Source organism: Alcaligenes sp. 13f (genome assembly GCF_020496585.1).
In the GTDB taxonomy this organism is placed as follows: domain Bacteria; phylum Pseudomonadota; class Gammaproteobacteria; order Burkholderiales; family Burkholderiaceae_B; genus Alcaligenes; species Alcaligenes phenolicus.
The window spans coordinates 1-21,830 of record NZ_JAHKKC010000026.1 but is presented as its reverse complement, the minus strand read 5'-3'; the positions used below and the strand labels follow the sequence as shown (position 1 = coordinate 21,830).

The following is a 21,830-nucleotide window of genomic DNA, read 5'->3' as shown; positions in this document are numbered from 1 at the left end:
TGCGTAAGTGGCCGCTACGTTTTATGCATCTGCCCCGATTTATTCGTCTTCATAAAGTCCTGTTGTTGCTGGTATTGATTGCGTCACTGTCAGCCTTGGCGGGCGTGATGGCTTACCGAGCTGGCGAATCATTCGGACTGTCCAGCTTGCAGGAGTCGGGGCGGCAACGTCTGGATTTGTATGCGTTGACACTACGCCACGAAGTCGAGAAGTATGAGTATCTGCCCAAGATGCTGGAGCTGGATCAAGAAGTGGTGGGGCTATTGGAGCGGGGCACCCGGTCCTCGCGCGAGGTCAGCCGTCATCTGGAGCGCTTGAACGAGCGCGCCCGGACCCGCGTGATTTATATCCTCGGCCGTCAGGGTCAGGTTCTGGCGACCAGCAACTGGCAAGAGGCCGATAGCTATCTGGGGGAAGATCTTTCCTACCGCCATTATTTCACCGAAGCGCGTGAAGGACGGCCCGGATTCTTTTTTGGAGTTGGAACTACACGGGGTGAGGCCGGCTATTACATTTCCTCACCCATCACCCAGGCAGGGCAGGTGATCGGTGTGGCCGTCATCAAGGTGGATCTGGATCGCCTGCAGGATTCCTGGACCCTCGCTCAAGCGCCAGCGATAGTGTCCGATCACTATGGTGTGGCGATTCTGTCTTCCGTGCCCGCCTGGAAATTTACTGCCAATCAGCCCCTGACCGAAGATGTACAGTTGCATCTGCGCCAGACCCGCCAGTACAACGGTTTGCCCATTATTCCCCTGAATTTGCTGACCCAGAAGGTGTTGAGCCAGGATGCGCAGCTGGTGTCCTTGCCTCCTGATGGCAGGGCGTCGGGAGCCGAGGATGACACCCGCGGACTCCTGCTGGCCCAGACGATTCCGTTTGGTGCTAACGGCTGGACCTTGACCCTGTTTTTACCCACCGATCTGGTCTATTCCATGGCACGGCTGTACGCCGTGTTGGCCGCTTTGGGGCTTGTATGCCTGTTTGTGATGCTGGTCAGCTGGTATTTGCGCCGGCAGCAACAGCGTGACCGTGCCTTGGCTCGCGTTCAGCTTGAGCGCGCACATGCTCAGCTTGAACGCAAAGTAGAAGAACGTACGCGTTCGCTGGAAGAAACCCAGGCGGGCCTGATTCACGCTGGCAAACTGGCGGTCATCGGGCAATTGTCTACTGGCCTGGCCCACGAACTGAACCAGCCCCTGACTGCCTTGCGTACCTTGTCAGGAAATACCATCCGCTTCATGGAGCGCGGTGATCTGGATACCGTGCGTGCCAATTTGAAGCGCATCAATGATCTGGTCGACAGCATGGGCGCGCTGACCTCTCAGCTCAAGCAATTTGCCCGCAAGTCGCCGGGCCATTCAGAACTGACAGATTTGAGCGCGATTATCGATCAGGCGCTGTTGATTCTCGAGCCCGCGATTCGCCAACATCGTGCAACAATTCAGATTCAATTGGCAGATGATGCAGGGGTAGTGCAGTGCAATCCCAACCGTCTTGAACAGGTCATCGTTAATTTACTGAGTAATGCGATTGATGCCGGCGCTTCACGAAACACGCACCCTGTTGTTCAGCTCAGCAGCCAGCGGCAAGGTCAGCAGGTGGCGGTACGGGTTCAGGACAATGGCCCAGGATTAAGCGAGGATGCTCGGCTGCATCTATTCGAGCCATTTTTCACTACTAAAGAAAGTGGTACAGGACTGGGGCTGGGTTTGGCTATTTCGATGAGTATTATTCAACATTGCGAAGGCAGTCTGACAGCCGATAACTTACCAGGTGGTGGCGCCGTGTTCACCATTGTGCTTCCCTTTCCTGGAGCAGAAAAATGTACGAAGGGCTAACAGTTCTCATCGTTGAAGACGATGTCAATGTACGTCTGGGTTGTAGTCAAACCTTGCAGCTTGAAGGCATTCGGGTGGAGGAGGCCGAGAGCGCAGAACAGGCCTTGCGCCTCCTGCACAATGGCTGGCCAGGCATTGTTGTGTCCGATGTACGTTTGCCGGGTGCCGACGGCATGAGCTTGCTGCAGCAACTGCAACAGCTGGACAGCGATTTGCCTGTGGTGCTGATTACTGGCCATGGCGATGTATCAATGGCCGTTCAGGCCATGAAAATGGGGGCCTATGATTTCATCGAAAAGCCCTTTTCGCCGGAACATTTTGTCCAAGTCGTATCGCGAGCCTTGGATAAACGCCAAATGAGCTTTGAAATCAAAGCGTTGCAGTGTCAATTGCAAGACAAGCAATCCATTGAAGCCCGCGTACTAGGCAACTCTTCAGTCATGTCCAAGGTGCGTGAACTGATCTGCAATCTGGGCAATAGTGCCGCCGATGTACTCATTTTTGGCGAAACCGGCACCGGAAAAGAGCTGGTGGCGCGCTGCCTTCACGAGGTGGGGCACACCAGTGAGGGCAATTTTGTGGCCGTCAACTGCGGCGCACTGTCCGACAGCCTGTTTGACAGTCAAATGTTCGGTCATGAAGCAGGCGCTTTTACGGGCGCTGGCAAGCGGGTAATTGGCAAAATCGAACATGCACATCAGGGTACGCTGTTTCTGGATGAAATAGAGAGCATGCCGATGGCCATGCAGGTCAAACTATTGCGCGTCTTGCAGGAACGAACGCTGGAGCGACTGGGGTCGAATCAATCCATCGCCATCAATTGCCGGGTGATTGCGGCCACGAAAGTCGATTTGCTGGCGCAGGCTGATCAAGGCCAGTTCCGTCACGACTTGTATTACCGCCTGAATATGGCCACCTTGCCCTTGCCCCCCTTGCGTGAACGGCGCGAGGACATTGGCTTGTTGTTTGAACATTTTGCTTTGTTAGCGGCGGCCCGGCATGGCCGCCCGGCGCTGGAGCCAGACTCCGAGCGTCTGCAGGCCATGCTGGCCTGGCATTGGCCAGGCAATGTGCGCGAGCTGCGTAATTTTGCGGACCGCTGCGTGCTGGGAGTTAACAGCGCGTTGCCCGCTCAACAAGCTGCCCCAGAAACGGTACCGAGCTCCCTGGTCCAAAAGGTGGAAGCGGTCGAGCGTGCCTTGATCGTCGAGGCCCTGAGACGGCATCAACATAATTTGACCCGTGCTGGACAGGAGTTGGGCATCGCCAAAAGTACGCTGCACGATAAGATCCGTAAGTATGGTTTGTCAGCGTCTTAATGTCTTTCTCTCCAAGTTCCCGTTTGTGCCGATAGGGCCTTTCATTGTCAGGATAAGCAGCTGTTTGTCTGATTGATCTATGATCAAAGCTTTCGTCCTACTTTTTTATGGCGTTCTATCATGGAGCTGCGTCAGCTGCGGTATTTCTTGCGTGTAGTGGAGTTGGGCAGCATGGGTAAGGCCGCCCAGGATCTGGGTATTGTCACTTCGGCGCTCAGCCAGCAAATCAGCCGCCTGGAAGGGGAGTTATCGGTACGCCTGTTACAGCGCACATCGACAGGTGTGGTCCCTACCGCCGCCGGCTTGGCTTTTCGTCAAGAAGCTCAATTGGCCTTGAGACACACCGATAATGCCGTCTTGGCGGCGCAGGCCGCCCGGCTGTCAGGGCAGGTCACGGTAGGTCTGGCTCCGACCACCGGTTCGGTCCTGGCGGTCCCTTTTCTCACAGCCATGAAGCAGCGCTACCCCGATGTGCGGGTGCATCTGATTGAAAGCTTATCGGGCAATCTCTCTCAAATGCTCAATCGACGCCAGATTGACTTAGGGGTGGTGTTCCATACGGCAGGGCATCACTCCTGGAGTGCGCAAGCTATTTTGGATGAACGCCTGTTCCTTATCATCCACCCCAATCAACGCCACTTGTTGCCTGTGGAGCACTCGTTGACGCTGGGTGATATTGCCAATCTGCCACTTGTCATGCCCAGTGCCTCCCACGGCTTGCGTGCTTTGCTCAATGCCGAATTTTTCCGCGAAGGCACTGAGGCCAATGTTGTGGTGGAGATTGACGGCTTGGCCTTGTTAATGGATGTGGTGTGCTCTGGCTACGCCGCAACGGTTCAACCTGGCGCGGCAGTAGTCCGTAATCACAATCAACGTTTGGTCAGTTTGCCTTTAGCTCATGAAACCCTCAAACGCCGCAACCTGATCGCTAGCTTATCCGACGAAGAATTAGCACCAGCGGGGCTTGCGGCCCGGATCGTGCTGGCCGATGTCATGCGCTCACTGGTACAGCAATCACGTTGGCCAGGAGCCACGCTACTCTGAAACAGATACGCTTCCTCATACATCGATAGCCCTTCGCCCGGTTTCTTGCTCACCCGTTTTAGCTATGCTCATGCCCTTTTACGCTGGAGCGTGCTGTCGCGTCTTAATAAACAAGGTCGTCCTGTGTGTGAGTCTTCACTTTTGGTGAACACCTATAGCCTTGGTCATACTGGCGTCGACAAGACCACACCCCTAAAGTAGATCCCGTTCCATATCGTGGCGAAACGCTTAAGCCACGAATAGCACACAGGAAACGGACAACAATGGTTGATGTACTTGTTATTGGAGGCGGCAACGCCGCATTGTGCGCCGCCCTCTCAGCCCGAGAGGGGGGGGCAAGTGTTCTTTTGCTGGAAGCCTCTCCTCGTGAATGGCGAGGAGGCAACTCACAACACACTCGTAATCTGCGTTGTATGCATGATGCGCCGCAAGATGTTCTAGTCGATGCTTATCCAGAGGAGGAGTTCTGGCAAGACTTGCTCAAAGTGACAGCCGGAAAAACGAATGAACATCTGGCCCGCTTGGTCATTCGCACGACAAGTACCTGTCGCACCTGGATGCGCAAGCACGGTGTCAACTTTCAGCCTCCGCTCTCAGGCGCCTTGCATGTAGCGCGCACCAATGCTTTTTTTATGGGTGGCGGTAAAGCCCTGATAAATGCCTATTACCGCAGTGCTCAAGCCATGGGGGTGGACATTCGCTATAACGCGCCTGTTGACCGGCTGGAAATAAAGGACGGTCAATTTGTAGCAGCGTGGTGCGGCGAACAACGTATCCAGGCACGAGTCTGCGTCTTAGCGGCGGGCGGCTTTGAATCCAACCGTCAATGGTTACGGGAGGCTTGGGGAGAAAACGAACTTGGAGAGTGGCCTTCGGATAACTTCCTGATTCGTGGCACACGCTTTAACCAAGGCGTGTTACTGCGCCATATGATTGACGATCACAAAGCAGACCATATTGGCGACCCAACCCAGGCGCATATGGTGGCAATTGACGCACGAGCCCCGTTGTATGACGGGGGTATCTGCACCCGTATTGACTGCGTATCCCTAGGGGTCGTGGTTAACCGTCAAGCCAAGCGATTCTATGACGAGGGTGAAGATTTCTGGCCCAAACGTTACGCGATTTGGGGACGTTTGGTCGCCCAACAAGCGGGCCAAATTGCGTACTCGATCATAGACAGTAAGGCTATTGGTCGATTCATGCCCCCGGTTTTTCCTGGCCAAAAGGCTGAAACATTGCCCGAGCTGGCCCGCAAACTGGGCCTGGACGAGGTGGAGTTCCAGAAAACCTTGAATGATTACAACAAGGCCTGCCAGGTCGGGAAGTTTGATCACACATCGCTGGACGACTGTCACACCCAAGGTATTGTGCCTGCCAAAACACACTGGGCTTTGCCTATTGATACCCCCCCATTTTATGGCTATGCCTTGCGCCCAGGCGTGACATTTACCTACCTGAGCCTGCACACCGACGAAACAGCTGCCGTACGTTTTGACAACAAGCCTAGCCGCAATCTGTTTGTTGCCGGCGAGATGATGGCGGGCAATGTGCTGGGGCAAGGCTATACAGCAGGGGTGGGAATGTCGATTGGCACAACCTTTGGCTGCATTGCAGGCACACAGGCTGCGAAGGCGGCCAGACAATGAAGACGCTGTTGCGCCCTGATCCCGAGACTCCCATGAAATCACTTCAAGCACTAATAAATGATGCATGCAACATCGAGTTGCACGCACACTCGCCTAGTCCCTCGGTGCGCCACACAAGCAATGAACAGGAAGTCGATCGCATCATGACGATCTGTAATGCCTGTCGTTACTGTGAGGGCTTTTGCGCGGTCTTTCCCGCGATGACACGCCGTTTGATGTTTGAGCCAGCGGACGTGCATTACCTGGCAAATTTATGCCATAACTGCGGGGCGTGCCTGCATGCTTGCCAATACGCACCACCTCACGAATTTGCGGTAAATGTTCCGCAAGCGATGGCCAAGGTTCGTGCCCAGACCTATACCCAGTATGCCTGGCCAAAGAGGCTGGGCAAGCTCTATGAGCGCAACGGCTTGGTGATGTCGATTGCGTTGACCTTGGGATTGGCTTTGTTCCTGATTTTGGCGTTGGCGCTCAACGGTACGCTCTGGGACGCAGCATTGGCTGGAGATTTTTACAATCTGTTCCCGCACAACCTGCTGGTAGGCATGTTTGCGCCCGTGTTCCTGTTTGCGGTCTTTGCGTTAGGCAAAGGGGTGCATGGTTTTTGGGCAGAAATCACTCCGGCCACCAGTGGCGCACCTGTCAGCAGGACGGCTGCTGCCGAGGCGACCCATTCAGTGCTCAAGCTCACATATCTGGATGGGGGGCATGGGAAGGGATGCCATAACGAGGATGACGCCTACACCTTGTCGCGCCGCCGATTTCATCACCTGACCTTTTATGGCTTCATGCTGTGCTTTGCTGCAACCAGCCTGGGCACAATCTACCACTATCTGTTCGATATCGTAGCCCCCTACGATTTCCCCAGTCTGCCCAAACTGCTGGGATCGGTGGGAGGGGTGAGTCTATGCATCGGCACGGCCGGCTTGGGCTATCTGAACGTGCGTCGCGACCCGGCACAGGGCGATCAGCAGCAAAAGCCGATGGATCTGGGTTTTATTGCCTTGCTGTTTTTGATTAGTGTCAGCGGATTGGCTCTATGGCTGGCCCGTGCCACACCTGCGATGGGTGTGTTGTTGTGCTTGCATCTTGGAGCAGTTATGGCGCTCTTTGCCACCTTGCCTTATGGCAAGTTTGCACACGGTATTTTCCGCAGCGCATCGCTATTGCGCCATGCCATAGAGAAGCGGCAGCCAAACCCCATTCGTGCCGGTGGCGACTGACCCTGTCGGGTTTGAAGCCTCCTTTGTTCATCGCAACCATACTTATAACGACCCAAGAGGAGCATCATGCGTTTTCGTCCCTTTTCCTGTTTTGCCAGTGCCGCCTTATCAATCGGTTTGCTTGCCTCATCGGTGCAAGCACAGACATTTCCACCCAAAAAGTCGATTTCTTTGGTTGTCGGCTTCGCAGCCGGTGGCGCAGCCGATGCCGCTGCCCGCATGATTGCAAAAAAACTGGGAGACAACATCGGTCAGACTGTTGTCGTACAGAACAAAGCAGGCGCTGGCGGTATTTTGGCGCATCAGCAAGTGGCTAATGCTGACAATGATGGCTCGGTGTTGCTCTTGGGTTCCGTGGGACCAATGACTATTTCTCCACACCTGATGAAAGTGCCTTACGATCCGTTCAAAGACCTGGCTCCGTTGTCGGGAGGTGTACATTTTCCCAACGTACTGGTTGTGCATAAAGGTGTAGGTGCAAAAACCTTGAGTGAGTTTATTGAGCTTGCCAAGAGTGAGCCTGGTCTTATCGACTTTGCTTCGTCCGGATCAGGCTCTGCCTCACACTTGGCCGGAGAACTACTCAACCAGCGCGCTGGAGTTGAAATGGTGCACGTCCCTTATCGTGGCGGCGGTCAAGCTTTGCAAGATCTTATCGGGGAACGTGTGTCTTCATACTTTGCGGCTCCACCGACAGCAGCCCCGCACATTAAGGTCGGTACCTTGATTCCATTAGCGACAACCGGTTTGGAGCGCTCTGCTGATATGCCAACGATTCCAACGGTAGCAGAGGCTGGCTACCCTGGTTTTATTGCACTAAATTGGTATGCATTCTTAGGGCCGGGCACGATGCCAGAGGACATTCAGGAGCGTTGGAATCAGGAGCTGGTCAAAGTATTGAACGATCCTGAAGTACGTCAGTCCTTGCTGGACTATGGCTTAACTCCTCAGCCAACAAGCCGTGCTGAATTAACCCAGTTCATGGAACAGGAGTCAGCTCAGTGGCGACAGACCATTCAAGAGCGTGGACTAAAAGGGGAGTAACAGTCCCTGTATCCATGAAGCTGAATGTGCGAGTGCGGCTACGTGTGCGGCCGCACTTTTGAAAGCACAAGCTATTCAGTTCATGAAATAGGTTCTTTAGGTGGAGAGCATCGCCTTGAAGCCTGACCTTTGCCAATCGGGCCACTCAAACTTGGGCCGTTAATGGAAGGGGCCGATTATCCCAAGGAATAATCGGCGCCCTTATCCTTTAACAACGGTTTGATGCAGGTGTGGTTTTTTTTAAGTCGACAACTTCTCCACTCTGGCTGGTAGACCCTGTCGCACGGCAGCGCCAGACACCCAATCAATCCAGACGTTGTCCTGACCATCACCACGGGTTGGGTCAGCAAAACCCAGTTCGTTCAGGTTTACGCCTGCTGCCAGATCCGTCAGGTGAGGCATCGCTTCACCGTCAATCTGGTGCGAACGCGCACCCAACTCGGTATGTCCAAAACCGTGCTCAATAGCGATGGCACCGCGCATGATACCGCCACGCACCAATGCAACGCCTTCAACCGCGCCGCCGGGTGTGCTGACACGAATACGGTCGCCGTTACGAATACCCCTGTTTTTCGCATCCTCCAGATTCAAGGAAATCGGGTTGTGCGGGTGCACCTGACGCAGACGGGACATACCGATAGACATGGAACTCATCAAATTGGATTTGTAGGAGCTCATCAGCAATGGCCACTCTTGTTCCGAGAAATGCTCGCGCATTGGGCTGCCGTCGGCCAGACGGGTAGGGTACCAGGTTGGGCAGCCACTCAGACGCTCACCCGTCATGGTGTGACGCATCTTGGCCAAGTCCTCGTTCCAGATCTGCAAAGCGTTGTCGTAACGGTTCTTCAGCTGATTACCTTTCCAGGCGTTCTCAATGCGGTCGAACCGGCCGCCACGAGTCAGCAACATCGCCACTTTGCGCTGCTCTTCAGGATGCAGGCGCGACTGCAGATCCGGGAAGAGGCGATCCACGCCAGTCATGCGCATATCGTCGTCGGATGCGTCGCCAACCGGGCGGCCAGCACCAAAGGCGATATTGGCCATGCCACGCAGATAAAAATCCTCGGCACGCAGCAAATCATGGGCATTGCCCGCCTTGTCTTTCAGAACGCCTTTACCAAAACCTGGCAATTCCAGACGCAAGGCTACGGCAAACAGGAAACTTTCCAGATTGATGGGCTGACCATCAGCCGTGCGATCCACACGCGGCTGTACCACAGGCCAACGCAGAGTCGAGGACTTGGCGATCACATCGGCCCAGGGTGCTGAAACACCCCAGCTTTCGTAAGTTACCGTGTCTGGCACGATGTAGTCTGCGTAGGCGTTGGTTTCGTTGATGAACGGGTTGACCGAAATCGACAAAGGCAGCACAGCAGGGTCTTTCAGCTTGTGCAGCAAGGCATTTTTAAAGCCTGCAATGGCGTAGACCGGGTTGCTCATGTGGTTGATCCACACTTTGCTGGTGTAGGGGTAGCCGTTCAGGCCCGATGCAATCATTTCGCTGCTCAAGGCACCCACGGCGGGGTACCAGGGAGCAGGAGCCGGATACAAGGCTTCACCATTCGCCTGACGACGCTTGAATTCGCTGGATTTTTCGTAAGCGAAGCGATGACGCGACAAGGACACGCCTTTGGCCGTCACTTTGCCGGGGAATTGAGCGAAGTTGTAGCGTGGGCCGGGACCAAATGGACCAAATGGGCCGGCGTCCAGCACCAAACCACCTTTCAGGTTCAGGTTGCCCACCAGCGTATTCAACATGGCAATGGCGTAAGCCGTGTAGAAGCCGGAACCGTTCATGGTGCCGCCGTGCGCATCGGCTACAGCTTGGCGGCCGTAGCTGGTGAATTCACGGGCCAGCTCGATCAGGGTTTCTTCGTCCATGCCGCAGCCCTTGGCGTATTCGGCAATGGATTTTTCCTGACTGCGCTCGCGCAGCATGTTCAACGCAGTACAAACGCGCACATCCTTGCCTTCCAGCTCAACGCTACGGTCAACAAATAGCGTGGCGCGATCCAGATCGGTGTGGGCGCGCAGTTCACCTTGTTCGTCCTGGACGATAAAGGGCGATTCAGTGCCTTCGGCCACTTCCCAACCCAGGTCTGTACCGCGCAAATAGCGGCCAAAGCCAGGGTGTTCAGGGTCAGCGATCAGCAAATGGCTGGCGTTAGTCCAGGAAGCGGTGTTTTCGTCCTGCTCGGCAGGTGCGTGGGGCAGGGACAGGTGCTCTGCATCAAATCGCTCTTGTTCAAGAATCCAGCGCAACATGCCCATGACCAACGACAGGTCAGTGCCGGGCAGAACAGGCTGCCAACGGTTGCCACTGCCCGAAGCCAGGCTGGACGAGGTTGGCAGAATCGGGGAAACCACCACGTATTTAAAGGTGTTTTCAGGACGCGAGCGGGCTTCTGCCAATTCACGACCTTGGCGCTGGAAAGGGTTACCGGATTGAGCCGGTGCAGCACCAATAAACAGACCAAATCGGGCGTTTTTCCAGTCAGGCTTGCCGTGTGGCATGCCTTTGATATCGCCCATGGCCGCACCCGTACCGACACGGAAACTTTGGCCACAGTAAGAACCGTGGTTGCTGACGTTGATCGTGCCAAAAGCTTGCTCGGCAAAGCGTTTGACCAGCGGTGTACGGCCTTCGTTAGCGGCATCCGTGAACAGCAACTGGTTGGCCAGCGGACCAAACTCGGGGTTTTGCGGATCAATCAGGGTTTCGTGATCCCAAATAGCACGCAAACCGTCGACATGACCTTCCTTGAACAGGTCGCCGCCTTCGCAGACTTCTTCAATCAGCTGCTCAAAGCTGATGCGTTCCCATTGACCCGAACCACGGGGGCCAACGCGCTTCAGAGGCGACAGAACACGATAAGGGCTGCTGTGCTGCTCCAGCATGGAAGCACCACGGGCACAGGCGCTGGCACGACCTTCCAGGCCGTTTTCACCGCCCAGCATGGCGTAAACCTCGCGTACGGGCTGCTCCATAGGAGCGGACTGCGTGGTTGCCAGAGGATGGTAAGGGTTGCCGGCAATACGCAGAATCTTGTTGTTCTCCGTATCAATGCGCACACGCACGCCACACTGTGTCCAGCAGCCCAGACAGCTGGAAGGGCTCACGATTTGACCGGGCTGTGTATCCAGCAAACCCGTAATCGGGTCAATGCGGAATTCGGCTTGCAAGGAGTTGCCACGGGTGGCGTGTGCCGTCGGCACACCGGCGGTACCTTGGCCCAGACCTTGCACCGCCTTGACCACGGTGTCGCTATAACCTGCCGCAAAAGCAGCCAGGCCACCCACAGCGGCGCCGCCGCGGGTCAATACCTGTCGACGCGACAGGTTAGGGGTTTCTTTTTTCTTGCTCATGACGATAAGTACCTGAAAGCTAGTGAGTCTGTGGGCCTAGGCTGTCAAAGACGAACGGCGGGCCGGGAACAGAGAGAGCAGGGTGGTGCTGACGGCGAGCAAGGCAATACACAAGCCCAGCACACCCAGCATCCCCAGCAGACCATCGCTGCCTAAGGGCATGGTGTAGAGGTACAAACCGGCACCGTATTTGGGCACACCCTGTACCGCCATGAAAATAATCCAGCGAAACACCCAGGCGGAGCCGAGCATGAAAGCTGCACAGAACAAGCTGTAAAGATTGCCTTGCAAGGTGCTGATTGGACGGCTGAGCATATACAGCAACAGCAGGCCAAACGCGGAAGAGCCCAGAAAGCCCAAACGCCATACCGGGTAGCTCTGGAACAGTTCCCAGGCCGCGCCGAAGGAATGGCTATAGCCCAACAGACCCGAACCAACCCAGAACAGGGCAACCACAATCAGGGTCAGGACCACACCCAGAGACCAGCGGCGTACGTATTCCAGTGGCAAATTAGCCACGCCACCGGGCAAGAGGCGAGCCACCAGCAGAATGGCACCCAAACTGGCCAGAGCAGCCGTCAAGGCAAAGTTGATGGGCAGGAATGCGGTATTCCACAAGGGACGTGAACGCAGCACCATCACTTCAAAACCGCTGTAAACCAGAATCGACAAGGCCGAAACCAGCAGAGCCAGGCTCAACCAGCGCCACAGGACACGTTTGTTCAACCACCAGGCCAGCACGTTGACCATGGACAGGCCGACGAACAGGGGCAGCAGTACGGCACCCAGCGACATCCACGACCAGGGAGTGAAATGGGCGTAGAAATGCCAGAAGCGGCCGGGTTGGTGCAAGTCAGCCAGCAAGGACACAGGAGCGGCAATGCTGCTGCACAGCAGCACAATCATCAGAGCGGGCTCCAGACGACGCAAGGCGCTATCGCTGGACCAGGCGCAACGCCACACCCATACAGTGCTGGTGGCGGCCATACCGACCAGGAAAAAATATTGGACCGCCCAAGGTAACCAGGCAACTTCATAGGCGGGGGTCAGAATTTCGATAATAGACATAGTGGCCCCTTAGAACTGATTGGTCAGACGCACACTGGCCTGGCCATCCACACCATCGACGAACTCGTCGGGCAAACCGATGTAGAACACATGCGGGCTGGTATTCATGCCGGGTTTGAGTACGCGGATTTCCTCTTTGTGCTCTTTGAGCAACTGGGAAATCGTGCTGGTTTCATCGTTCATATCGCCAATGACGCGCGCGCCACCAACACAGCTTTCCACACAGGCGGGCAACAGGCCCACTTCCAGGCGGTGCTCGCAAAAGGTGCATTTGTCGGCGGTTTGTGTTTCATGGTTAATGAAACGGGCATCGTAAGGACAGGCTTGAACACAGTAGGCACAGCCGACACAGCGCTCGTTGTCGACCAGCACCACACCATCTTCGCGCTGGAACGTCGCCTGTACAGGACAGACCGGCACACAGGGCGGGTTGTCGCAGTGGTTACAGAGGCGTGGCAGGCTCAGCATGGCCGCCTGCTGCTGTTCATCGAGCACCTCGTATTGCAGAACCGTGGTACGGAACTGCCCGATAGGCGGTGCATTTTCGATAGAACAACTGACCGTACAGGCCTGGCAACCGATACATTTTCTTAGATCAACCACCATGCCGTAGCGGGCCCCATCTTTTCCACCGCTACGTCGTGGAGGTTGGCTGTTCATTGCGGCCTGAACAGGCTGAATAGGAATAATCGTGGCCCCGGCACTCAGGCCCAGCAATTCCTTAAGAAAACGTCGCTTGCCCTTTTTGGGCTCGGCGCTTGGAATCATGTGTTTTCCTTTTTATGCTTGGGTTAAACCCATTTACATTATTTGTAGTTATAAGCATATGAAGAATACAAAGTTCCAGTCTTGATGAAGGTCAAAAAGAACATTTAAAGGTTGAAATGTTGACGCACGGCTGTATTTGACAGGCATAAAAAAACGCCCCTCCGTTCTGGGGAGGGGCGACAGGTATCTTGCCTGCAGATGAAAACGCTTAGAACGTCCCGCTCAATCCCAGGAAGAAAGTGCGACCAGGCTGGTTGAATGTTTGGGCCCCGGCACCGTAAATATAGTTGGCGTTTGTCAAGTTCACACCGATGGCATTTCCACGACGGAACAGGCGTTTATCAAAGAGGTTATCAACCCCCGCATTGATCCGGAAATGCTTGTTGATCTTGTACTGCGTGCTAAGACCAAACAAGGCGTAAGGGGAGACCTTGTCGGTTGCAGAACCCGTCAAAGGCTGACCGTAGAAGTCATATTTAGGCGGTTTTTGCTCACCATAGAAGGTTGCCTTGGCGCGCAGGGACCAATCGGCGTTCACGTTCCAGTCCAGCGTGGTGTTAATGGTGTACTTGGGAATCGTCGACAGCGCTTCACCTGTGGTCTTGTTTTTGGACTCGATCATGTAGGTAAAGTTGGTGGACCACAGCCAGTTCTCGTCTAATGGCAATGTCAGATTACCTTCCAGACCGGATACCACGGCTTTGGGAATGTTCTCCCATTGCAGGACCAATTGGTCTCTGTTCATATCCCAGAAACTGGACTGTGCAAAACGACCCGCTTCCACTTTGTTGCGGTAATCGTTGTGGAAGTAAGTCAGGCTAGCTCCCAAACCATCATCGCCCACGTACTCAACACCAAGCTCTTTATTAAGGCTGGTTTCTGCTTTCAGGTTCGAATTACCCTGGAGAAAACACCCAGCCTCTACAACATTAGCTGCACCTGTATTTCCCCAACAACCATTGCCCGCACTGTACAAAGTGTAGCCATCGTTACTTTGATATAAGTTGGGGGCTTTGTAAGCACGTGCGATACCTGCCTTGAGCAGCCAGTTATCGGTCACTGCATGTGACAAGTTCAAGGAAGGACTCCAATTACTACCATGTATATCGTGGTAGTCAAAACGCAGCCCTGGGGTCACGGTTGTCTTGTCTGTGGCATAAATATTGTCCTCGACAAAGACAGAATAAATATTTGCACGTGCCTTGGGTTTATAACTTCTAGGGCTATTTGGAACCTTTTCTGGATTGCGTGCGGCCAACTCAGAAGATTTATCGTTCAACTCCTGTCCGACCCACTCGAAACCAAATGTGGCGTACTGCTCAATACTGCCTGTTTTGAACTGATGGCTCAATTCGGTATGCGCCGTCATCGTGGTCAGATCAATAGTCCCAAAACCACCATCTTTCACGCGCAGAGGATCATTGAAAGCGCCTTCTGTGCCACCGGCCAAACCTTCCAAAATACGGTAGTTACGCGTCTTTTCGTATTGGAAATAACTCAGTGTATTCGTCTTGTCATTCCAGTCACCACGATGCGTCAGCGAGTAGCTTTGGCGATACATCTTGTTGGTCTCGTCGCCCAGCTGACGTTTCACCTCGTCATTGGTATTCGTGTTCTGGGTATCACCCGTGTAGATATTGCCCTGGCGGCTATAAGAAGCCTCCAGATCCACGGTTTGGCGGCTATCCAGGCGCCAGGACAGCAAACCATTGATGTCCTTGTTACGCACGCCCTCACGGCCAGCCGGCAGGCTGTTCGCGTTAGTGCCACCACGCTCGGTCTGATGTCCTTTATTGATCTCCGGATCGTCCGAATCTGTCTTGTTCAGGTTTCCATACAAACGGAAGGACAGGGATTCGCTGATCGGGCCGCTCAAACCAAAGCTCATGCGACGCGTGGCGCCTTCATCGCTATGCTCGGGCAGGTTGCCGTACAGGGAGTAAGTGCCCTGGAAGGTGTCTGTTGTCGGTTTGGTGATGATGTTGACCACACCACCCGCAGCACCGTTTCCGTAACGGGCCGCTGCCGGGCCGCGCAACACTTCCACTCGTTCGATCTGTTCGGCAGGCACCCAGTTAGTTTCACCACGCGAATCACGCTCGCCACGCCAGCCAAACCGCACGGCCGAGCGTGAACTGACGGGTTTGCCGTCAATCAGGATCATGGTGTTTTCCGGGCCCATGCCACGGATATCGATCTGGCGATTATTGCCGCGCTGGCCGCTGGCCGAGTTGCCGGTCAGGTTCACACCCGGCATGGTGCGCAAAACTTCGGAAATATCGTTGGCGGGAGGGGATTTCTGGATGTCCTCAGCAGTGATGATGGACGAACCCAAGGTTTGCTTGAGCTCCTGCTCGGCCTTGACCACAATGCGGTCCAGCTCCTCGACCTCTTGCGCTTGCGTCTGATAGGGAAATGCCAACAATAAAGCTACGGCCAGACTGCTTAAAGGCATAAAAGATACGCCGCTAGGCACGTGGCGCTTAGCGGCGAAAGACGAGGACACCGACATAATGAACACCCAGTGATAATGAGATTGATTCCCGATTATAAGCAGGGCAAGCCATGTTACAAGGCGTTAATCTCGTAAAACCAACACATCTAACTGCACAAATTCATGCTTGGCCAGGTCCGCCGCAGTCAAAGCAGCGGCCTGTCAAGGCTGACAGCTTGCGCAAGAAGAAAGCAGCTTGTATTTAGGCGCAAACGCTGCAGCCAGGGCCCATACAGGTGTGAATCACGGAATTTCGGGTGCTGGAACGTGTGCCGGGCCCGGTCACATTATTGCCTGCCAGGGCTTGCTGGGGCGTCAGGCCACGTGTGGGGCTGGCTTTACTGAACAAGCGTCGTGGTGCGCTCAATTGCAGCAAGAGGCTGCCTTTTTCACAAGCAGGGCAGGTCTGGGGATCATTGCGGGTGGCAATGCTGCGCAAATGGCTGCTGCGTTGCAGGCAATGATTACAAAGGTAGTCGTACAAAGGCATGGCGAATCCGAGTAAAGCGAGCCCTGGCCTCTAAAAGAAGCCAGGGCCGGAGACCGATCAGGTCAGGTTACAGCGTGTACCAGGTCGGCCGAAACGGGCCGCATCATTCAAGGCACCTTTAGGCAGGATATCGGTATCAAAAATACCGGTAGGCAATGCCAGGGAAGCAGAGCTGTTGGGCAGATCCACCACGCCACCGTAACGGCCTTCAACTGGAGCCGCTGTCAGCAGCATGTACGCCTGTGCGCGCGACAGGTCAGTCGTGCGGCTGATGTAATCGATCGCAGCCAGACAGGCTTGACGGTAAGCAACCGTGGAATCCAGGTAGTAGTTGACGCCTTCTTCCACACTGATGCCGGTGAAGTGCATCCACTGATCGTACTTGGGATCGTGACGGCCTGGAACATAGATAGGCGCGGTCAGATTGTATTTGGCCATACCGCCTTTGATCAGATCAAAGCCAAGGTGGGCTGCACCGTCCATTTCAATGGCGCCACAGAAGGAGATTTCGCCATCGCCCTGGGAGAAGTGCAAGTCACCCATGGACAGGCCTGCACCCTTCACATAGACGGGGAAGTAAATCCGCGAGCCAATGGTCAGGTTCTTGATGTCCAGGTTGCCGCCGTGCTCACGTGGCGGCACGGTACGGGCAGCTTCTGCCGCCATGCGGTCAAATTCCGCGCCTTTCACACCGCGTAATACGGCTGTTTTGGCATCGGGCGGGTTGGCGTGACCCTTTGGCACCAGCAGGGCTTCACGGCGATTCCATTCGCGCAGCAGTTCGTGCGAAGGCAGGGTGCCGATCAGGCCGGGGTGCATCATGGCCGCAATGCGTACGCCAGGGATGTGACGCGAAGTGGCGTAAACACCATGCAGGTCCCAAATGGCCTTGTCGGCTTCGGGGAAATGCTCGGCCAAAAAGCCACCGCCATTTTCCTTGGCAAAAATGCCCGAGAAACCTACAGGAGTAATGGCGCGAATATCCAGCAGATCCACCACCAGAATGTCGCCTGGCTCAGCGCCTTCTACATGGATAGGGCCGGTCAGAGGGTGAGCGCGGGTCAGATCAACATCACGTACGTCGTTGGCGCTGTCCGTGTTTTTGATCTGGGCGTCCAGAAAGTCCATGCATTCCAGAATCATTTCTTCGCCAGGCTTCACGCTGGTCAGGTCTGGAATGTCCGGGTGCCATCGGTTGTGCCCGATTTCAGCTTGCTCGGCCAGGGGGGCGCCGGGTTTGATTTTTATATGCTGCATGTGTTCTCCGAATAATGTGTGCGAGGTCCGCACAACAGCGCTTTTAGTGCGCTTGGCGACATCATTAACATGACTGAACAGGCACGGTCAAAATGTGTGGATATGCGGGTTTATATGTTTTTTTATGCCAATAAATAAATTCTTAAGCGAGTCAATGATTTAGGCTTTAAGTGATTAAAGGACAATAATCCCCGGTTTTTGTCCAGAGGATAAATCCTGATTTTGAGCAAGTTTTTTATGTCGCGACATGCCGTAAAAAAAACGGCAGCTCTCTATATAAGAATCCTTATAGAAGACATAAGAGTTCCTGAATGGCCCAGCAAGACTCAAGGCTTGGAGCGGAAAAGGGCATGGCTATGGTTCGGCCCCAAATAACCCTTATCACAGCGGGTATATAAGTCGGCAAGTCGAACTGACAACAATAAAAAGCAAATAAAACGCAGGAGACTCAATAATGACTAGTCGTTCCCCGATCCTGTGGATTCGCGATCCACTGGCCTGTTCAGATGCGCAAGCTGCCGGTGGCGTCCTGGTGCAAGACAGTCGCATCATCGAAAAAGTAGCCGCCAGTCAGCAGCCCAAGCAGGCTTACGACCAGAGCTGGGATGCTTCCCGGCACGTTTTGCTGCCCGGTTTGGTGAATACGCATCATCACTTTTACCAAACCCTGACACGGGCCTATACCCCAGCGCTGAACAAACCCTTGTTCCCCTGGCTCACCACCTTGTATAACGTCTGGGCCGGTCTGGATGACGAGCAAATGCAGGTGGCCAGCGAGCTGGCCATGGTGGAACTGCTGCAATCGGGCTGTACAACGGTGGCCGATCACCACTATGTGTTTTCGGGCGCCTTGCAACATGCCATTGATTGTCAGGCAGAGACGGCTCAACGTCTGGGCGTACGTGCCGCATTGACGCGTGGTTCCATGAGCGTAGGCCGTGATCAGGGTGGCTTGCCCCCGCAAAACGTCGTACAGGACGAACAAACCATTCTGGACGACAGCCTGCGCCTGATTCGCCAATATCACCAGCGCGAGGATGGGGCGATGATTACGCTGGCCCTGGCCCCGTGTTCGCCTTTCTCCGTCAGCCGCGAGCTGATGAGCGAAAGCGCCAAGCTGGCTGAACGCGAAGACGTACGCCTGCACACGCACCTGGCTGAAACCGACGATGAAACCGCCTACTGCGAACGCCTCTTTGGCATGCGTCCACTTGACTATCTGGATCAGCAGGGCTGGCTAAGCAATCGCACCTGGCTGGCGCACGGCATTCACTTTAACGACGAAGAAATCCAGCGCCTGGGCCGCGCAGGCACGGGCATTGCCCATTGCCCCTCGTCCAATATGGTGCTGGGCAGCGGCCTATGCCGCACCATCGAGCTGGAAGCCGCCGGTGCCCCCGTCGGTCTGGCCGTGGACGGCTCGGCTTCCAATGATCACTCCAATCTGGCTCAAGAGATGCGACAGGCACTCTTGCTGGGCCGCCTGCGCTACGAGCCGGGCCAAGTCACCCATCAAGCCGTTATCCGTTGGGCGACTCAAGGCTCGGCCCGCTGTTTGGGGCGCGAGGACATTGGCGGCCTGAACGTCGGGCAGCAAGCCGACCTGGCCTTGTTCAACCTGGATGAGTTGCGCTTTTCCGGCGCAGAAAATCCCGTGGCCGCCTTGCTGCTTTGCGGCGCGGACCGAGCCGACCGCGTAATGGTCGCTGGTCAATGGCGCGTAATTGACGGCCAACCCTGCGGCATTGATTTGCAAGACCTGATGCAACGCCATCAAGCCGCTGCGCGTCGTTTGCGTGACAAGGTACTGGATACCGTAGCGACAGCATGAGTTCAGTAGTGACAGGGCCTCTAGAGCCCTGCCTATTTATTTTCGGAGACAAACAATGACAACACCGACAAGGGCGACGGGTGCAGCGACTGCGCAACGCCCCGAAGACGAGAATCTTGGCCTGGGCGCGAATCTGGCCTATGGCTTTCAACACGTATTGACCATGTACGGCGGCATTATTGCCGTGCCCCTGATTATTGGCGAGGCTGCTGGTCTGCCTGCCAGTGAAACAGGTTTGCTGATTACCGCCTGCTTGTTCATGGGTGGTCTGGCCACCTTGCTGCAAACATTGGGCGTGCCGTTTTTTGGTTGCCGCTTGCCGCTGGTTCAAGGGGTGTCGTTTTCTGGCGTCGCCACCATGATCGCCATTTTGGGTACGGGCGGCGGTTTGCCAGCCGTATTTGGCGCGGTCATTGTCGCCTCCCTGATAGGGCTGCTGATTACGCCCGTATTTTCCAGGGTGATCCGATTCTTTCCGCCCCTGGTGACAGGCTGCGTGATTACAACCATCGGCCTGACCTTGATGCCGGTGGCTGCATTCTGGGCCATGGGTGGCAACCCTTCGGCACCGGATTTTGGCAGCGTAGGCAATATCTCCCTGGCCGCCATGACTTTGGTGATCGTGCTGCTGTTAAGCAAGCTGGGCAGCGCCACCATCTCCCGCCTGTCCATCTTGCTGGCCATTATCATCGGTACTGTTATTGCGGTTGCCATGGGCCATGCGGATTTCTCCGCCGTTAGCGAAGGTGAAGTCTTTGCCTTGCCCAGCCTGTTCCACTTTGGCATGCCTACCTTCCAGACTGCCGCGATCATCTCCATGTTCATTGTGATCATCGTTACGCTGGTGGAAACCTCGGCTGATATTCTGGCCGTGGGTGACATTATCGACACCAAAGTCGATGCTCGTCGTCTGGGCGATGGGCTGCGCGCCGATATGCTCTCCAGCCTGATTGCCCCTGTATTTGGCTCCTTCACACAAAGCGCCTTTGCCCAGAACGTCGGTCTGGTGGCGGTAACCGGCGTGAAAAGCCGCTACGTCGTGGCCTTTGGTGGCTTGATTCTGATCGCGCTGGGCCTGCTGCCCATCATGGGCCGGCTGGTTGCCGCTGTTCCCCCTGCCGTATTGGGTGGCGCGGGCATGGTTCTGTTTGGCACCGTCGCTGCCAGCGGCATCCGTACGCTGGCCAAGGTGAACTACGAAAACAATATGAATCTGATCATCGTGGCCACGGCTATCGGTGCCGGCATGATTCCGATCGTGGCTCCCAAGTTTTACGAGCACTTCCCAGTCTGGTTTGCGACGATTTTCCACTCCGGCATCAGCTCGGCCGCCCTGGTGGCGATTGTGCTGAACCTCTTGTTCAACCACTTCACCTTGGGCAATCCCGATCAGCCCTCTGTCTTTGCTGCCGGTGGGGGTCGCTATCTGCGGGTCTCGGACGTGGCAAACCTGAACGAGGGTGACTACGTTGAAAACGGCAAGATCATGGACAAGGACGGCAAGGAAATCCCGATTATTGCGGATGAACACCCGGCACCCGAGCAGCCTGCTGTGCTGCACACAAAACCGGGTTTAAGCAGCACCTGAAACCATAAAGACGCTGCTAAAAGAACATAAGGTCGTACCTTTAGCCGCCTTGTCTCTCCAGAGAGCAAGGCGGTTTTTTTAATCTAAGCACTTGAAATCTCAGGGACTAACCTCATCTCCTCTTACGTAGGCGACCGAGCCCACGCCTTCCATTGCAGCAGGGCTCAGCAAAGGAAAAATGGAGATCAAGCATGGCAAGCAATTTGACACGTTTTAATCCGTTTGGGGATCTGGCAGGTCTGGACACGTGGCGAGATATTGAAGACATCTTCCGTCGCGTCCCCGTTGTTGGCTCTCTGGCCGGAAATACACCGCCCAGCATCCGCCTGGATGTCAACGAGAACGAAGAGGCCTATCAAGTCAGCGCAGAAGTGCCTGGCATCAACAAAGAAGACGTCCACGTCAGCGTGGAGGGCAATATCGTTTCTATCCGCGTGGAAAGCCGTCGTACTCAGGAAGAGAAAGACGGGGATACGGTCTTGCGCAGCGAGCGCTATTACGGGGTGCAGACCCGTCGCTTCAGCCTGGCGCAGGATATTGACGAGTCCCGGGCCAGCGCCAAATGTGAGAACGGCGTACTGGAGCTGATCCTGCCCAAGAAAAAGAGTGGAACAGGGGCCAAGAAGCTGGAAATTCGCTAAACAAGCCTGTTGAATTGAAAACCGCGCCGTAAATGGCGCGGTCAGACTGCTGATAAACCCCTGGTTTTGCGCCCTGGGGTTTATTTTTTTGTTCTCCCGCCCAGGCGATGAGGTGTCGCTCACGATTCTACGGTTTTCGGTCGATCAGGCCTCAGATCACACCATCAGGCCGTTTGCGGGCCGGGGGCAAGCTCGCAGGCGCGTGAA

Annotated in this window: 15 protein-coding genes; 9 read left to right on the top strand and 6 right to left on the bottom strand. The window is 55.3% G+C overall.

Annotated elements, in window-relative coordinates; translation table 11 throughout:
- Window positions 1–107: 107 nt before the first annotated feature.
- From KOE80_RS17360 to KOE80_RS17335, 6 genes are all read left to right on the top strand, one after another.
- Window positions 108–1,841 (top strand): sensor histidine kinase, encoded by a 1,734-nt coding sequence (locus KOE80_RS17360; RefSeq protein WP_226349596.1) that lies wholly within the window; start codon window positions 108–110, stop codon window positions 1,839–1,841.
- Window positions 1,826–3,160: a sigma-54-dependent transcriptional regulator gene (locus tag KOE80_RS17355; protein WP_086060502.1), complete on the top strand. Its 1,335-nt coding sequence runs from the start codon at window positions 1,826–1,828 to the stop codon at window positions 3,158–3,160. The genes KOE80_RS17360 and KOE80_RS17355 overlap by 16 nt, the downstream gene beginning before the upstream one ends.
- Window positions 3,161–3,280: 120 nt before the next feature.
- On the top strand, window positions 3,281–4,204 hold the full coding sequence (locus KOE80_RS17350) for a LysR family transcriptional regulator (protein ID WP_109088584.1): 924 nt from the start codon (window positions 3,281–3,283) through the stop codon (window positions 4,202–4,204).
- A gap of 263 nt (window positions 4,205–4,467) precedes the next feature.
- Window positions 4,468–5,853: an FAD-dependent tricarballylate dehydrogenase TcuA gene (gene tcuA / locus KOE80_RS17345; RefSeq protein WP_226349595.1), complete on the top strand. Its 1,386-nt coding sequence runs from the start codon at window positions 4,468–4,470 to the stop codon at window positions 5,851–5,853.
- A 32-nt stretch (window positions 5,854–5,885) separates the two neighbouring features.
- Entirely contained in the window at window positions 5,886–7,076 is a 1,191-nt protein-coding gene (tcuB, locus tag KOE80_RS17340; RefSeq protein ID WP_226349611.1) for a tricarballylate utilization 4Fe-4S protein TcuB, read from the top strand.
- Window positions 7,077–7,142: 66 nt separating this feature from the next.
- Window positions 7,143–8,120 carry a Bug family tripartite tricarboxylate transporter substrate binding protein gene (locus tag KOE80_RS17335; RefSeq protein WP_109088583.1) on the top strand — a complete coding sequence of 326 codons (978 nt, stop codon included), beginning with the start codon at window positions 7,143–7,145 and terminating at the stop codon, window positions 8,118–8,120.
- A gap of 240 nt (window positions 8,121–8,360) precedes the next feature.
- Here KOE80_RS17335 and KOE80_RS17330 read toward each other — a convergent pair whose 3' ends face one another.
- The 6 genes from KOE80_RS17330 to fmdA all read right to left on the bottom strand — a co-directional run bounded on the left by KOE80_RS17330 (window position 8,361) and on the right by fmdA (window position 17,563).
- Window positions 8,361–11,486, bottom strand: coding sequence for a tetrathionate reductase subunit A (locus KOE80_RS17330; protein ID WP_226349594.1), 3,126 nt, complete (start codon window positions 11,484–11,486; stop codon window positions 8,361–8,363).
- A gap of 36 nt (window positions 11,487–11,522) precedes the next feature.
- Complete coding sequence (gene nrfD / locus KOE80_RS17325; protein WP_226349593.1) at window positions 11,523–12,554, bottom strand: NrfD/PsrC family molybdoenzyme membrane anchor subunit; 1,032 nt, start codon at window positions 12,552–12,554, stop codon at window positions 11,523–11,525.
- Window positions 12,555–12,563: 9 nt separating this feature from the next.
- The gene (gene dsrO / locus KOE80_RS17320; RefSeq protein WP_045931371.1) at window positions 12,564–13,322 is read right to left on the bottom strand and encodes a sulfate reduction electron transfer complex DsrMKJOP subunit DsrO; all 759 of its coding nucleotides are present in this window, start codon (window positions 13,320–13,322) and stop codon (window positions 12,564–12,566) included.
- Window positions 13,323–13,530: 208 nt separating this feature from the next.
- Entirely contained in the window at window positions 13,531–15,777 is a 2,247-nt protein-coding gene (locus KOE80_RS17315) for a TonB-dependent siderophore receptor (RefSeq protein WP_319002433.1), read from the bottom strand.
- A 241-nt stretch (window positions 15,778–16,018) separates the two neighbouring features.
- On the bottom strand, window positions 16,019–16,306 hold the full coding sequence (locus KOE80_RS17310) for an FmdB family zinc ribbon protein (protein WP_009453884.1): 288 nt from the start codon (window positions 16,304–16,306) through the stop codon (window positions 16,019–16,021).
- A gap of 57 nt (window positions 16,307–16,363) precedes the next feature.
- Window positions 16,364–17,563 carry a formamidase gene (gene fmdA, locus KOE80_RS17305; protein WP_021446607.1) on the bottom strand — a complete coding sequence of 400 codons (1,200 nt, stop codon included), beginning with the start codon at window positions 17,561–17,563 and terminating at the stop codon, window positions 16,364–16,366.
- Window positions 17,564–18,017: 454 nt separating this feature from the next.
- Between fmdA and KOE80_RS17300 the strand changes: the two genes are divergently transcribed.
- The 3 genes from KOE80_RS17300 (at window position 18,018) to KOE80_RS17290 (ending at window position 21,623) form a co-directional block, all read left to right on the top strand.
- The gene (locus KOE80_RS17300; RefSeq protein ID WP_226349591.1) at window positions 18,018–19,394 is read left to right on the top strand and encodes an 8-oxoguanine deaminase; all 1,377 of its coding nucleotides are present in this window, start codon (window positions 18,018–18,020) and stop codon (window positions 19,392–19,394) included.
- A 55-nt stretch (window positions 19,395–19,449) separates the two neighbouring features.
- Window positions 19,450–20,982 carry a nucleobase:cation symporter-2 family protein gene (locus KOE80_RS17295; RefSeq protein ID WP_125304487.1) on the top strand — a complete coding sequence of 511 codons (1,533 nt, stop codon included), beginning with the start codon at window positions 19,450–19,452 and terminating at the stop codon, window positions 20,980–20,982.
- Between the two features lie 191 nt (window positions 20,983–21,173).
- Window positions 21,174–21,623: an Hsp20/alpha crystallin family protein gene (locus KOE80_RS17290; protein WP_026482609.1), complete on the top strand. Its 450-nt coding sequence runs from the start codon at window positions 21,174–21,176 to the stop codon at window positions 21,621–21,623.
- Window positions 21,624–21,830 lie beyond the last annotated feature (207 nt).